At 53.3% G+C, this 14,671-nt stretch carries 14 protein-coding genes; 9 read left to right on the forward strand and 5 right to left on the reverse strand.

Annotated features, from left to right (window positions below):
* Positions 1 to 3 precede the first annotated feature (3 nt).
* Positions 4 to 516, forward strand: a complete 513-nt coding sequence (locus OGV77_RS07580; protein ID WP_043018636.1) for a 4-hydroxyphenylacetate 3-monooxygenase reductase subunit — start codon at positions 4 to 6, stop codon at positions 514 to 516.
* A gap of 143 nt (positions 517 to 659) precedes the next feature.
* Here OGV77_RS07580 and OGV77_RS07585 read toward each other — a convergent pair whose 3' ends face one another.
* Complete coding sequence (locus tag OGV77_RS07585) at positions 660 to 1,865, reverse strand: BaiN/RdsA family NAD(P)/FAD-dependent oxidoreductase (RefSeq protein WP_043018637.1); 1,206 nt, start codon at positions 1,863 to 1,865, stop codon at positions 660 to 662.
* Between the two features lie 229 nt (positions 1,866 to 2,094).
* Here OGV77_RS07585 and pitA point away from each other — a divergent pair, with 229 nt between their 5' ends.
* Positions 2,095 to 3,594 carry an inorganic phosphate transporter PitA gene (gene pitA / locus OGV77_RS07590; protein WP_043018638.1) on the forward strand — a complete coding sequence of 500 codons (1,500 nt, stop codon included), beginning with the start codon at positions 2,095 to 2,097 and terminating at the stop codon, positions 3,592 to 3,594.
* Positions 3,595 to 3,658: 64 nt separating this feature from the next.
* Here pitA and uspB read toward each other — a convergent pair whose 3' ends face one another.
* Positions 3,659 to 3,994, reverse strand: a complete 336-nt coding sequence (gene uspB, locus OGV77_RS07595) for a universal stress protein UspB (RefSeq protein ID WP_003023371.1) — start codon at positions 3,992 to 3,994, stop codon at positions 3,659 to 3,661.
* Positions 3,995 to 4,386: 392 nt separating this feature from the next.
* On the opposite strand from uspB, the gene uspA reads away from it, so the two are divergent.
* From uspA to nadS, 4 genes are all read left to right on the forward strand, one after another.
* On the forward strand, positions 4,387 to 4,824 hold the full coding sequence (uspA, locus tag OGV77_RS07600) for a universal stress protein UspA (RefSeq protein ID WP_003023368.1): 438 nt from the start codon (positions 4,387 to 4,389) through the stop codon (positions 4,822 to 4,824).
* Positions 4,825 to 5,105: 281 nt separating this feature from the next.
* On the forward strand, positions 5,106 to 6,578 hold the full coding sequence (dtpB, locus tag OGV77_RS07605; RefSeq protein ID WP_087050785.1) for a dipeptide/tripeptide permease DtpB: 1,473 nt from the start codon (positions 5,106 to 5,108) through the stop codon (positions 6,576 to 6,578).
* A gap of 109 nt (positions 6,579 to 6,687) precedes the next feature.
* Positions 6,688 to 7,029, forward strand: a complete 342-nt coding sequence (locus OGV77_RS07610) for a type II toxin-antitoxin system RelE/ParE family toxin (protein WP_331251211.1) — start codon at positions 6,688 to 6,690, stop codon at positions 7,027 to 7,029.
* On the forward strand, positions 7,026 to 7,313 hold the full coding sequence (nadS, locus tag OGV77_RS07615; protein WP_087050783.1) for a NadS family protein: 288 nt from the start codon (positions 7,026 to 7,028) through the stop codon (positions 7,311 to 7,313). Before OGV77_RS07610 ends, nadS begins: the two co-directional genes overlap by 4 nt.
* Positions 7,314 to 7,355: 42 nt before the next feature.
* Here nadS and OGV77_RS07620 read toward each other — a convergent pair whose 3' ends face one another.
* Positions 7,356 to 7,859 (reverse strand): RrF2 family transcriptional regulator, encoded by a 504-nt coding sequence (locus OGV77_RS07620; RefSeq protein WP_003023361.1) that lies wholly within the window; start codon positions 7,857 to 7,859, stop codon positions 7,356 to 7,358.
* A gap of 231 nt (positions 7,860 to 8,090) precedes the next feature.
* On the opposite strand from OGV77_RS07620, the gene OGV77_RS07625 reads away from it, so the two are divergent.
* Complete coding sequence (locus tag OGV77_RS07625) at positions 8,091 to 9,290, forward strand: NAD(P)/FAD-dependent oxidoreductase (protein ID WP_087050782.1); 1,200 nt, start codon at positions 8,091 to 8,093, stop codon at positions 9,288 to 9,290.
* A gap of 43 nt (positions 9,291 to 9,333) precedes the next feature.
* Here the strand turns inward: OGV77_RS07625 and rsmJ are convergent, their stop codons facing one another.
* Together rsmJ and prlC are read right to left on the reverse strand one after the other, a co-directional pair.
* The gene (rsmJ, locus tag OGV77_RS07630) at positions 9,334 to 10,083 is read right to left on the reverse strand and encodes a 16S rRNA (guanine(1516)-N(2))-methyltransferase RsmJ (protein ID WP_047408053.1); all 750 of its coding nucleotides are present in this window, start codon (positions 10,081 to 10,083) and stop codon (positions 9,334 to 9,336) included.
* An 8-nt stretch (positions 10,084 to 10,091) separates the two neighbouring features.
* Positions 10,092 to 12,134: an oligopeptidase A gene (gene prlC, locus OGV77_RS07635; RefSeq protein WP_286502640.1), complete on the reverse strand. Its 2,043-nt coding sequence runs from the start codon at positions 12,132 to 12,134 to the stop codon at positions 10,092 to 10,094.
* 214 nt (positions 12,135 to 12,348) lie between these two features.
* Here prlC and OGV77_RS07640 point away from each other — a divergent pair, with 214 nt between their 5' ends.
* A complete protein-coding gene (locus OGV77_RS07640; RefSeq protein WP_286502641.1) occupies positions 12,349 to 13,191 on the forward strand; it encodes a 23S rRNA (adenine(2030)-N(6))-methyltransferase RlmJ in 843 nt (280 codons plus the stop codon).
* A gap of 104 nt (positions 13,192 to 13,295) precedes the next feature.
* Positions 13,296 to 14,648: a glutathione-disulfide reductase gene (gorA, locus tag OGV77_RS07645; protein ID WP_043018645.1), complete on the forward strand. Its 1,353-nt coding sequence runs from the start codon at positions 13,296 to 13,298 to the stop codon at positions 14,646 to 14,648.
* Positions 14,649 to 14,671: the final 23 nt, after the last annotated feature.

Here is a 14,671-nt window from a genome sequence, read left to right on the forward strand (position 1 = left end):
ACAATGCAATTAGATGAACAACGTCTGCGTTTTCGCGATGCCATGGCCAGTCTGTCGGCCGCCGTTAACGTCATCACCACCGAAGGCGAAGCGGGCCGCTGCGGGATCACCGCTACGGCAGTCTGTTCGGTGACCGACTCGCCACCGTCGGTGATGGTCTGTATCAACGCCAATAGCGCGATGAACCCGGTGTTTCAGGGCAACGGCAAGCTCTGTATCAACGTGTTGAACCACGAGCAGGAAGTGATGGCCCGCCATTTCGCCGGGATGACAGGCATGGCTATGGAAGATCGCTTCAACCTTTCATGCTGGCAGAAAGGCGCGCAAGGCCAACCGGTACTGAAAGGATCGCTGGCAAGCCTCGAGGGTGAGATTAATCAAGTGCAGACTATCGGCAGCCATTTGGTCTATCTGGTCGAAATCAAGAACATTACCCTCAGCCAGCAAGGCCACGGGCTGATTTACTTCAAGCGCCGTTTCCATCCGGTGATGATGGAAATGGAAGTGGTCGCGTAGTGATCATATGGGGTTTACCTGGCCGCAAACCGGGTAAACCCTAGGTGAGGTTCTGTTCCCGCTAACGGCCTGAATAACGATAGCGATTGAGCACACTGCTAATTGATTTCATTCATAAAATGCTGACTTCTTGCTGGCAAAATCTACTGTGTTTTTACCCCAGAGGCTAAATCCTGTGCGCACGCCCAGGCGCTCGACCACGCCCACTGGAAGTTATAGCCGCCCAACCAACCGGTGACGTCCATAACTTCGCCGATAAAATACAGCCCCGGCACTTTGCGCGCTTCCATTGTGCGCGATGACAGCTCGTTGGTATCGACGCCACCTAACGTGACTTCAGCGGTACGATACCCTTCCGTACCGTTCGGCTGCACCCGCCACTCGGTCAGCGTTTCAACCAGCGTTTGCTGATCGCGTACGTTAAGCTGCTTCAGCGAGACATCCGGAATTTGCCCTAACTGCTGTAAGCATTCCACCAGACGCTTTGGCAACTGCATCGCTAACGTGTTCTTTAAGCTTTGATTAGGGTGTGCGCTTCGTTGGTCATCGAGGAAGCCCGCGAGGTCAACATCCGGCAACAAATTAATGCTGACAAATTCACCTGGCTGCCAAAAACTGGAAATCTGCAGCACGGCCGGACCAGAAAGCCCGCGGTGCGTAAAGAGCAGGTTTTCACGAAATACGGTGCCGTCCTCGGCGGTGATAACGGAGGAAACCGATACGCCAGAGAGCACCTGAAGCTGCTCCAGTAGCGGCTTATGTAAAGTGAACGGCACCAGACCTGCGCGGGTCGGCAACACGTTCAGGCCGAACTGTTCGGCAATTTTATAGCCAAACGGCGTTGCGCCCAGACCCGGCATAGAGAGGCCACCGGAGGCGATAACCAGCTTTTTCGTGCCGACAGTCATCCCATTCAATTCCAGGATAAAATCGTCACCATCGCGCTCAACGCTCAGGACTTCGCTACGTAACCGCATAGTTACGTTACCTTTTTCACACTCGTCCACCAGCATATCGACAATTTGTTGGGCGGAATCGTCGCAGAAAAGCTGACCTAGCGTTTTTTCATGCCAGGCAATGCCGTGCTTGCCCACCAGATCGATAAAATCCCACTGCGTATAACGCGCCAGCGCCGATTTGCAAAAATGCGGGTTTTGGCTCAAATACGCGGCCGGTTCGACATAAAGATTAGTAAAGTTGCAGCGGCCCCCGCCAGACATGAGAATCTTGCGCCCTGGCTTTTTACCATTATCGATCAGCAGTACGCGACTACCTGCTTGTCCTGCCTGCGCGGCACAAAACATACCCGCTGCGCCAGCGCCTATAATAACGGTATCAAACCTTTCCACGTTGCGATCCTCTCTAAAAAGCGGGAGTGAATTGTAAAGATTCCTCAGTGGTCGCACCAGCACCAAACTACCGATAAAGGGTATTTATCTGAAATATATAGGATAATTCTTTAGTGGTGTAAAACAAAGCAGGAGACAAATCAAAAAAACTCTATATTTCACTTTGCCCGCGCCGCCAAAGTCACTGATAATGCGCCGCGTTCATGTCCTCAAAATGGCGTAACGTCCTATGCTACATTTGTTTGCTGGCCTGGATTTACATACCGGGCTTTTACTATTGCTTGCTCTGGCTTTCGTGCTGTTCTACGAAGCAATTAACGGCTTCCATGACACAGCCAATGCTGTCGCAACCGTGATCTACACCCGCGCAATGCGTTCGCAATTGGCGGTGGTCATGGCTGCGTTGTTCAACTTCTTTGGTGTTTTGCTGGGCGGTCTCAGCGTGGCGTATGCCATCGTGCATATGCTGCCAACGGATCTGCTGCTAAATATGGGATCGTCACATGGCCTCGCCATGGTGTTCTCCATGCTGCTGGCGGCAATTATCTGGAACCTGGGTACCTGGTACTTTGGTTTGCCTGCATCCAGCTCCCACACGCTGATTGGCGCCATTATCGGTATTGGTTTAACCAATGCGTTGATGACCGGCACCTCGGTGGTGGACGCACTTAACATCCCGAAAGTTATCGGTATTTTTGCCTCGCTAATCATCTCGCCAATTGTCGGTCTGGTGGTTGCAGGTGGTCTTATTTTCATTCTGCGTCGCTACTGGAGCGGTACGAAAAAACGTGCCCGTATCCACCTGACGCCGGCAGAACGTGAAAAGAAAGACGGTAAGAAAAAGCCGCCGTTCTGGACGCGTATTGCACTGATCCTCTCCGCAATCGGCGTGGCGTTCTCCCACGGTGCGAACGATGGTCAGAAAGGCATTGGTCTGGTGATGTTGGTGCTGATTGGCGTAGCGCCTGCAGGTTTCGTGGTGAATATGAATGCTTCCGGTTACGAGATTACCCGTACCCGTGATGCAATCAATAACGTCGAAGTCTTCTTCCAGCAGCGCCCTGACCTGCTTAAACAGGCCACAGGCGTAGACCAGTTGATTCCGTCACCGACGGACGCGGCACCCGCGACGGCGACAGAGTTCCATTGCCACCCGGCGAATACCATCAACGCGCTGGAACGCGCGAAAGGTATGCTGGCGAATCTGGAAACTTACGACAAGTTAAGCGTCGAGCAGCGTGGTCAGCTGCGCCGTATTATGCTGTGCATCTCTGATACCACCGATAAAGTGGTTAAGCTGCCTGGCGTAAGCGCTGACGATCAGCGTCTGCTGAAGAAACTGAAAGCTGACATGCTGAGCACCATTGAGTACGCGCCTATCTGGATCATTATGGCCGTCGCACTGGCGCTGGGTATTGGTACGATGATTGGCTGGCGTCGCGTAGCCACCACCATCGGCGAGAAAATCGGTAAGAAAGGTATGACCTATGCCCAGGGGATGTCGGCGCAGATGACTGCCGCAGTCTCTATCGGTCTCGCCAGTTACACCGGTATGCCCGTTTCCACCACTCACGTTCTTTCCTCTTCCGTTGCGGGAACGATGGTTGTTGATGGCGGCGGTTTGCAGCGTAAAACAGTGACCAGCATTCTGATGGCCTGGGTCTTCACCCTACCGGCTGCGATTATTCTTTCCGGGGTGCTGTACTGGCTCTCCCTGAAGCTTATCTAAGCGAATGCACGGTAAAAAAGCGGGTGAGGAAACTGGCCCGCTTTTTTTGTATCTGTCGTTGGAATCAGTGCCAGATAATCAGCGCAACCATGCTGATTAACACCAGGCCGCATAGCGCGCTGGTGAGAATGAACTGACCGCGAACCCGCTCACAGCGGCGAATAAATTCATCATCATGATGATCGCGGTAACGCTGAGCGTAGATATACCACACCAGACGCATCTGCTTATTCGGTTGCCCATGCGAGGTAAAAAAGCCTCCTCCATCTACATACTGGTAAAGCAATGGATCGCAACCACGAAGTACCACTAACAGTGCGCGTAGCGAAGAAAAATAGCGCGCCATATTAACAATGCAAACGACACATAAAGCCCAGAACAATGCAATGGTGCTTATCATACCTCCTCCCCGGCGACCCGCCCACGGAACTCCTTTCCGGGACTACCGCTCCCCGATACCCTGCCAAACCATTCAGTGAAGAGTACAGCCGAAACCGTTCGTATTAGTATCACGCATCCGAACGCCCCTCTAGATAGTGTAGGAGATTAGTTAATTTTTTTGCCAGAAGGTTAATCGCTATCAATGCAATTAACTAAAAAATTTGTTTAACTGCTTGGCAAGCAAGGCGGATTGACGGATTATCCTGGTCGCTATAATGTAAGGATAGTCCTTATATGGTACGTTTTTACGACTGGGCTAGCCCCGCGCGCAAGGTTCGCAGGACGCGGATGACGCGGCGGCAGATAACGCCAGCAGGCTAGTCATCGACAACTTATGGAAGGAGTAACACTATGGCTTATAAACACATTCTTATCGCGGTTGATCTTTCTCCGGAAAGCAAAGTTCTGGTTGAAAAAGCGGTCTCTATGGCGCGGCCTTACAATGCTAAAGTCTCCCTTATCCACGTTGACGTAAACTATTCCGACCTGTACACCGGGCTTATCGACGTGAATCTCGGCGACATGCAGAAACGCATTTCTGAAGAAACCCACCACGCGTTAACCGAGCTGTCCACCAATGCAGGCTACCCTATCACCGAAACCCTGAGCGGTAGCGGCGATCTGGGTCAGGTTCTGGTTGATGCCATCAAAAAATACGACATGGATCTGGTCGTTTGTGGTCACCACCAGGATTTCTGGAGCAAACTGATGTCCTCCGCGCGCCAACTGATCAACACTGTCCACGTCGACATGTTGATTGTTCCGCTGCGTGACGACGAAGAAGCATAAAATGCTTACCGCCGGAACATAACCCGGCCCGCAGCAAGTCGCTTAGCCTGTAAACGCCCGCCTGTGCGGGCGTTTTTGTTTTTATCATTCGGACACAATTAGTACATCAATCCAACAAACAAATCATAATTAGTGTGATCAACTAATTGGATCGAAAACCATCTCTATAATACTCTACCCTCGCGGCCAATAACCGCAGTCTATAACAAAATAAGACTTTTTCGGCGCGTTTAAGCATACGCGTTCATACTTTTCGGGATGGCTTTGAAAGGCGATGGAATATGAATAAAACTGCACCTACGGGCTTGCTGCAGCAACCTCGTCCGTTCTTCATGATCTTCTTCGTAGAATTGTGGGAACGATTTGGCTATTACGGCGTTCAGGGCATCCTGGCGGTATTTTTTGTTAAGCAGCTCGGATTTTCACAAGAACAGGCATTCGTCACCTTTGGTGCCTTTGCCGCGCTGGTTTACGGCCTGATTTCGATCGGCGGCTACGTCGGCGACCACCTGCTAGGCACCAAGCGCACACTGGTACTCGGTGCCATTGTACTGGCCATCGGCTACTTCATGACCGGGATGTCGCTGCTTAAGCCCGATCTGATCTTTATTGCTTTGGGTACCATTGCCGTTGGTAACGGGTTGTTTAAAGCCAACCCGGCAAGCCTGTTGTCAAAATGCTATCCACCGAAAGACGCCCGTCTGGACGGTGCTTTCACCCTGTTTTATATGTCGATTAACATCGGTTCGTTGCTGTCGCTGTCGCTGGCACCAGTGATCGCCGATAAGTTTGGCTACGCAGTGACCTACAACCTGTGCGGTGCCGGGCTTATCGTCGCGCTGCTGGTCTACTTTGCCTGTCGTGGCATGGTGAAGGATATCGGCTCTGAGCCAGACCATAAGCCGCTGAGTTTCCGTAATCTATTCTGCGTGCTGGCCGGTACGGTAGTGATGGTATTTATCTGCGCCTGGCTGATGCACAACGTGCAGGTTGCCAACCTGGTGCTGATTGTCCTGTCGATTGCCGTGACGATCATCTTCTTCCGTCAGGCATTCAAACTGGATAAAACCGGGCGTAACAAGATGTTCGTGGCCTTTATCCTGATGCTGGAAGCGGTGGTGTTTTACGTTCTGTACGCGCAGATGCCGACATCGCTGAACTTCTTTGCTATCAATAACGTGCACCATGAAATTCTCGGTTTTGCCATCAACCCGGTGAGCTTCCAGGCGCTGAACCCGTTCTGGGTGGTACTGGCAAGTCCGGTGCTGGCCGCTGTCTATACCCGTCTGGGAAACAAAGGCAAAGACCTGACCATGCCGATGAAATTTACGCTCGGTATGTTCCTGTGCTCGCTGGGCTTCCTGACGGCCGCCGCTGCCGGGATGTGGTTTGCCGATGCGCAGGGGCTGACGTCACCGTGGTTTATCGTGCTGGTCTACCTGTTCCAGAGTCTGGGTGAACTGCTGATTAGCGCCCTGGGACTGGCGATGGTCGCCGCTCTCGTGCCACAGCACCTGATGGGCTTTATTCTCGGGATGTGGTTCCTGACCCAGGCTGCGGCCTTCCTGATGGGGGGTTATGTCGCCACCTTCACCGCCGTACCAGAGAACATCACCGACCCGCTGCAAACGCTGCCTATCTACACCAACGTCTTCAGTAAGATTGGCCTGGTCACTCTGGCAGTAACGGTCGTGATGGCGATTATGGTGCCATGGCTGAACCGCATGATTAATACGCCAGATAGCAGTAAGTAAGCTTATTTTTAACATTAACCGCGAGTCACATCGCGGTTTTTTTGCCTTTTAGGTCCTACTCTGTAAGAGTATAGTTTGTACAACCAGGTCATCATGGACGGACATGACCATGAACTATATTGAGTTTATTGAGACTTCAGTCTTCTCACGCCAACGGAAAGCGCTGCTCACCGAGGATGAGTACCGGGCATTTCAGGAAATGCTCATTATAAATCCATTGGAGGGAGATTTAATTCAGGGTACAGGCGGTTGCAGGAAGGTCCGCTTCGCACCTGAAAGCAACAACAAAGGCAAAAGTGGTGGGATCCGTAGTATTTACTATTTTCAAAATGGCGAAGGGCGTATCTGGCTTTTCATGGCTTATCCTAAAAGCAGGAAAGACAGCCTGAGCGGCGAAGAAAAAAACGCACTCAAGGCCATCATTCACCAATTGAAAGAGAACTCGTTATGAATGATTTCTTTAAAGAACTGATGGAGTCGGCAAGCGAGGCCGTTGAAATTAGCCAGGGCCGTAAAGCTGCCGCCCAGGTCACCCGGTATGAACTTCCGGACGTCAAAGCCATTCGTAAACAAGCTAAAATGAAGCAGGATGAATTTGCACAGGCGATAGGTGTTTCATCCTCTTTGATCCAGGCCTGGGAACAAAAAAGGCGTATTCCTACAGGAACCTATTTAAAGGTTCTCCGTGTTATAGAACGCAACCCGGAGATGGTCAATCTCTTCAAAATTGCCTGAGATATCGCCCGGTAGCCTGGCGCCATCGGGCATTTTCAATCGCTACCCTTTGCGTGCGTCAATCCACTCCTGAACTTCAACGACAAAAGTGTCCGGCGCTTTGCGATACATTTTGCGCGCCAAATCGAGGATCGTATGCTGGCCGAGCGCTTCTTCCATTCGCTGCTGGGCCATATCCATTACCGAGCGCACACCACAAATGCCTTCACAGGCCCACTCTGGCGGATGCTCCTCAAATACCGCCAGCCGCTGGCGAATTTCGCGACATTCGAAGATGCGCTTGTCGCCATCGATGGCATTCACCACGTCCAACACCGTGATATGTTCAGCGGGTTTAGCCAACTGGAAACCGCCGCCCTTGCCCTCAATACTGCGTACCAGGCCCGCTTTCGATAAACGGGTAAAAATTTTCGCCAGATAGTCATACGGCACGCTTTGCAGCTCGGCAATTTCACGCACGCTCATATCCCGCGCGTCGCCCTTGCTGTCGACCATACACATCAGGCTATGAATGCCGTACTCAACCCCGGAACTGTAGAATGCCATTCTCTTATCTCAGCCAAAATGAATCTGAGTTTATTGTAGCTTTTTCGTCTCATTCATTCCAGACAGCAAAGTGAAGCCACTTTAAAATATAATTTTAAATACATATTTATCAAATAGATATTAAATAACCCCACCCTTTTCGGTAAAAAGGAGTTTGATCGCATTGCAATTCTTAACTACGACAAATAAAATCCGAGTAAATAATTCGTAGTCACCAGTGAGAAAACCCTAATGCGTAAACAAATTCTGATCGTGGGCGCCGGCTTTGCCGGTATGTGGGCAGCATTAAGCGCCGCACGACTGGCGGATAAACATCAGCAGGCCATTGATATTACCGTAATTGCGCCACAACCAGAGCTGCGTGTCCGTCCACGCTTTTATGAAAGCGCCGTACAAACCCTGGTCGCCCCGCTGCAGCCGTTGTTTGACGTTACTGGCGTCAACTTCCTGCAAGGCCACGTCGAGCAGATCCTCCCAGACTCTAAAGAGATAAGCTGGAAAGATGCCAACGGTGAAATTCATCTGCGCCGCTATGACCGCCTGGTGCTCGCCAGCGGCAGCCACGTAAACCGCGACATCGTCGCCGGCGCCGCTGAGCACGCGTTTGACCTCGACCAGCTCGAGAGCGCCGCCGTACTGGAGCAGCACATTAAGGATCTCGCATTACAACCGGAAAGTGAGGCCCGCAATACGGTCGTGGTCTGTGGTGGCGGCTTTACCGGGATTGAGATGGCGCTGGAATTGCCGGGGCGTTTGCGCGAAATATTGGGCGCTGATGCTAAGACCAGAGTTGTCGTAGTTGAACGCGGCGCTCAGCCAGGCGGGCGCTGGAGCCAGGAATTACGTGACGTCATTATCGAAGCCTCCGCTGAACTGGGCGTCGAATGGCTGGTCAATGCGGAAGTAGAGTGCGTGGATGCCTCCGGCGTCACGCTGAAAGATGGTCAGGTGATTGCTTCGCAGACGGTTATCTGGACGGTCGGCGTACAAGCGAATAGCCTGACAGCACAGATTAACGCTCCGCGCGATCGCCAGGGCCGTCTGCATGTAAATACCCATCTGCAGGTTGTGGGTCACGATGATATCTACGCCACCGGCGATGTGGCCTATGCCGCCACCGACGACAAAGGCAACCATGCGTTAATGACCTGCCAGCACGCAATTTTATTGGGCAAGTTCGCCGGAAACAACGCCGCAGCAAGCGTGCTGGACATGGCGCCGCTGCCGTACCGCCAGGAGATGTACGTCACTTGTCTGGATCTGGGAGCCTGGGGCGCGGTATATACCGAAGGTTGGGACCAACAGGTGAAACTGACGCGCGCAGAAGCGAAGAAGCTGAAGGTGTCGATTGTCAGCGAGCTGATTTACCCACCGAAAGCAGACCGCGCGGTAGCGTTTGAGATTGCCGATCCGCTGGCACCGTTTGTTTAAGCCGTAATGCCGGATGCGGCTACCGCCTTATCCGGCCTACAAACTATGCTGTCCCTGAGTAGATATCGAACCGATGCCCTTTCGTGACTACCGCATTCGGCGTGGCGACATCCGCCAGCGGCGGCGCGTAGTCCGGGCGTTTCACCACTACACGTTTGGTGGCCAACTGACGCGCAGGCTCCAGCAGGCCGTCCGCATCCAGATCCGGTCCTACCAACGACTGAAACACCCGCATCTCTTTTTTCACCAGCGCGCTTTTCTGCTTATGCGGGAACATCGGGTCGAGATATACCACCTGCGGGCGCGGGGTGATATCGGTTAACGCCGTCAGGCTGGAGGCATGGATCAGTTGTAAACGTTCCTGCAGCCACGGGCCGATTTCCGGGTCGGCATAGCCGCGCGCCAGACCATCATCAAGCAGCGCCGCCACTACCGGGTTACGTTCCAGCATTCGGACGCGGCAGCCTACCGAGGCCAGTACAAACGCATCGCGCCCCAGCCCGGCTGTCGCATCGACTACATCCGGAAGGTAATCGCCTTTAATGCCAACCGCTTTCGCCACCGCTTCACCGCGGCCACCGCCAAACTTGCGCCGATGGGCCATTGCACCGCCCACGAAATCAACGAAGATACCGCCAAGTTTAGGTTCGTCACGTTTGCGCAGTTCCAGATGTTCCGGCGTCATCACCAGCGCCATCAGGTTATCTTCATCGTGTTCCAGTCCCCAGCGGGCGGCCAGAACAGATAAGGCGCCGTCTCCGGCGCCCGTTTCATCCAGTAAACAAATTTTCACGCGAACAATCAGCCCTTGATCCCGTAATGCTCCAGCATTGCATCCAGCTGCGGCTCGCGGCCGCGGAAGCGTTTGAACAGCGTCATCGGCTCTTCCGAACCGCCACGGGTCAGGATGCTATCGAGGAATGACTGACCGGTTTCGCGGTTGAAGATGCCTTCTTCTTCGAAGCGGGAGAATGCGTCTGCCGCCAGCACGTCGGCCCACAGATAGCTGTAGTAACCTGCCGCATAGCCACCAGCAAAAATGTGGCTGAAGGCATGTGGGAAGCGGCCCCACGTTGGGCCCGGCACCACGGCAACCTGCTTTTTAATTTCCGCCAGTGTGTCGAGGATTTTCGCCCCTTGCTGCGGGTTAAACTCCGCGTGCAGACGGAAATCAAACAGGCCGAACTCCAGTTGACGGAGAATAAACAGCGCCGCCTGATAGTTTTTCGCCGCCAGCATTTTATCCAGCAGCTCCTTCGGCAGCGGCTCACCGGTCTCAAAGTGACCGGAGATAAATGCCAGCGCTTCTGGCTCCCAGCACCAGTTTTCCATAAACTGGCTCGGCAGTTCGACCGCATCCCACGGCACGCCGTTGATGCCGGAAACCCCCGCGGTTTCGATACGAGTCAGCATATGGTGCAGACCATGGCCGAACTCGTGGAACAGGGTAATCACTTCATCGTGGGTAAACAGGGCGGGTTTGCCGTTCACCGGACGGTTAAAGTTACAGGTCAGGTAGGCAACAGGCTTTTGTAGCGTACCGTCGGCTTTACGCATCTGCCCGACACAGTCGTCCATCCACGCCCCACCACGTTTATGCTCACGGGCATACAGGTCAAGATAGAAGCTGCCGCGCAGTTCGTTGTTTTCGTCATACAGCTCGAAGAAACGGACTTCCGGGTGCCAGACGTCAACATCGGTGCGCTCTTTGGCGGTGATGCCATAAATACGTTTAACCACTTCAAACAGGCCGTTAACGGCTTTGTTTTCCGGGAAATATGGGCGCAACTGCTCGTCGCTGATGCTGTAGAGGTGCTGTTTTTGTTTCTCGCTGTAGTAAGCGATATCCCACGGCTGCAGCTCATCAACGCCAAATTCCGCTTTTGCGAAGGCGCGCAGCTGGGCTAACTCTTTCTCACCCTGCGGACGGGCGCGTTTCGCCAGATCGGTCAGGAAGTCGAGCACCTGCTGCGGGTTCTCCGCCATTTTGGTGGACAGCGATTTAAAAGCGTAGCTTTCGAAACCCAACAGCTGTGCCAGTTCGTGGCGCAGCGCGAGGATCTCTTCCATTATCGGGCTGTTGTCCCATTTGCCAGCGTTTGGTCCCTGGTCAGACGCGCGAGTGGAATAAGCGCGATACATCTCCTCACGCAGTCCCTGGTTGTCGCAGTAGGTCATGACCGGCAGGTAGCTTGGGATATCCAGCGTTAACAGATAGCCTTCCTGCTCTTTAGCTTCAGCCTGGGCTTTTGCGGCGGCCAGCGCGCTCTCCGGCATGCCGGAGAGTTCCGCTTCATCAGTCACCAGCTTAGTCCAGCCCATGGTGGCATCCAGCACATTGTTGCTGTACAGGTTACCCAGTTCAGACAGGCGGGTAGCGATCTCGCCATAGCGCTGCTGTTTTTCCTTCGGCAGACCAATACCAGAAAGTTCAAAATCGCGCAGTGCGTTATCGACCGCTTTTTTCTGTGCGGTGTTCAGAGTGGCGTAATGATCGCCATCACGCAGATCGCGGTACGCCTGATACAAACCTTCATGTTGCCCAACCCAGGTGCTGTATTCAGACAGCAGCGGCAGCGTTTGCTCGTAGGCTTCGCGCAGTTCCGGGCTATTTTTCACCGAGTTCAGGTGACTAACAGGAGAGAAAATACGCCCCAGCACATCGTCAACTTCTGCCAACGGCTGGCAGAGATTTTCCCAGGTGTACGGCGCGCCCTGCGCAACCACTCGCTCAACGTTTTCGCGGCAATCATTCAGCGCCTTAGTGACGGCAGGCACAACGTGCTCAGGCTGAATTTTAGAAAACGGCGGCAGTTCGAAGGGAGTCAGCAATGGATTGGTCATTAGCGCGGTCCTGTTGAAAAGAGTGAATGAAGCGCGTATCCGGCGCTGTGCATATTAATTTGTACAATGGGGTTAAGTGTAGAGGATTTCAATGCCAGGCGTTGCGCTTTCGCGGCAGTGACGAGTTTTCTGTATACTGTGGCGATACGCTTTATTTTCGCCCGATATCGCGCTGTTTTCGGGCCTACGTTTATAACCTGGAACACGTTTACCCATGCTCAGTTATCGCCACAGTTATCACGCTGGCAACCACGCCGACGTCCTTAAACACACCGTTCAGAGCCTGATCATTGAATCGCTCAAAGAGAAAGAAAAACCGTTTCTCTATCTGGACACCCATGCTGGCGCAGGCCGTTATCAGCTGAGCAGTGAGCATGCCGAACGTACCGGTGAATATCTTGAAGGGATCGCACGTATCTGGCAGCAGGACGATTTGCCTGCCGAGCTGGAACCCTACATTGGCGTGGTGCAGCACTTCAACCGTAGCGGTCAGTTGCGCTACTACCCGGGCTCTCCGTTAATTGCTCGCCAGCTGCTGCGCGAACAGGACAGTCTGCAATTAACTGAACTGCACCCGAGCGACTTTCCTCTGCTGCGCGGCGAATTCCAGAAGGATGAGCGCGCTCGCGTGGCCAAAGCCGATGGTTATCAGCAGCTAAAAGCAAAATTACCGCCAGTTTCCCGTCGCGGGCTGATCCTTATCGATCCACCATATGAAATCAAAAGTGACTACCAGGCGGTGGTGACTGGTATTAACGAAGGCTACAAGCGTTTCGCGACCGGCACCTATGCGCTGTGGTATCCGGTAGTTTTGCGCCAGCAAATCAAGCGCATGGTCCACGATCTCGAAGACACCGGCATCCGCAAAATTCTGCAAATTGAGCTAGCGGTACGCCCGGACAGCGATCAGCGCGGCTTGACGGCGTCCGGCATGATTGTGATTAACCCGCCGTGGAAGCTGGAGCAGCAGATGAACAACGTTCTGCCGTGGTTGCACAGCAAACTGGTACCGGCAGGAACCGGTCATACCTCGGTAAGCTGGATCGTGCCGGAGTAATCGCAGCCATCGGTGGAACCTTTTAATATCAGGTATACAATCGCGAATATTTTGGCGGATGGCGTAACGCTTCTCCGCCCTACAATGAACATGAAGGAGCGGTCATGACCAAGCACTATGATTACATCGCTATTGGCGGCGGCAGCGGCGGTATTGCCTCCATTAACCGTGCAGCAATGTACGGCCAGAAATGCGCACTGATTGAAGCCAAAGAGTTAGGCGGCACCTGCGTTAACGTTGGCTGCGTACCGAAGAAAGTGATGTGGCATGCCGCACAGGTCCGCGAAGCGATCCACATGTACGGTCCGGATTACGGTTTCGACACCACCATCAATAAGTTCGACTGGGATAAACTGATCGCCACGCGTACCGCTTATATCGACCGCATTCATACCTCGTACGACAACGTGCTGGGCAAAAATAATGTCGATGTGATTAAAGGCTTTGCCCGCTTTGTAGATGCCAAAACCATTGAAGTGAATGGTGAAACCATTACTGCCGATCATATTTTGATTGCTACCGGTGGTCGCCCGAGCCATCCGAGCATTCCGGGTGTGGAATACGGTATCGACTCCGATGGCTTCTTTGAACTGCCAGCGCTGCCAAAACGCGTGGCTGTTGTTGGCGCAGGCTATATCGCCGTTGAGCTGGCGGGCGTGATAAACGGCCTGGGTGCCCAAACGCATCTGTTCGTACGTAAACACGCGCCGCTGCGCAGCTTCGATCCAATGATCGTCGACACGCTGGTTGAGGTGATGAACGCCGAAGGCCCGACTCTGCATACTCATGCAATTCCGAAAGCAGTCGTTAAAAATGCTGACGGCAGTCTGACCCTGCAACTGGAAGATGGCCGTAGCGAAACGGTAGATTGCCTGATTTGGGCAATTGGTCGTGAACCTGCTACCGACAACTTCAACCTGGCGGCGACTGGCGTGAAAACCAACGAAAAAGGCTACATCGTCGTTGATAAATATCAGAACACCAGCGTGCCGGGAATTTATGCCGTCGGCGATAACACCGGTGCCGTTGAGCTGACGCCGGTTGCTGTTGCCGCGGGCCGTCGCCTGTCCGAGCGTCTATTTAACAACAAACCGGACGAGCATTTAGACTACAGCAACATCCCGACCGTGGTCTTCAGCCACCCGCCAATTGGCACCGTGGGCTTAACCGAGCAGCAGGCTCGCGAACAGCACGGCGATGACCAGGTGAAAGTGTATAAATCATCGTTTACCGCGATGTATACCGCTGTCACCACGCACCGTCAGCCGTGCCGCATGAAGCTGGTTTGCGTCGGTCCGGAAGAGAAGATTGTCGGTATTCACGGCATCGGTTTTGGGATGGATGAAATGCTGCAAGGCTTCGCGGTGGCTCTGAAAATGGGCGCAACCAAGAAAGACTTTGATAACACCGTTGCGATTCACCCAACGGCAGCAGAAGAGTTCGTTACCATGCGTTAAGCAATTAAAAACCGGATGGCGCT

The sequence above is a fragment of the Citrobacter sp. Ce129 genome (assembly GCF_030334545.1).
Classification (GTDB): Bacteria; Pseudomonadota; Gammaproteobacteria; order Enterobacterales; family Enterobacteriaceae; genus Citrobacter; species Citrobacter europaeus.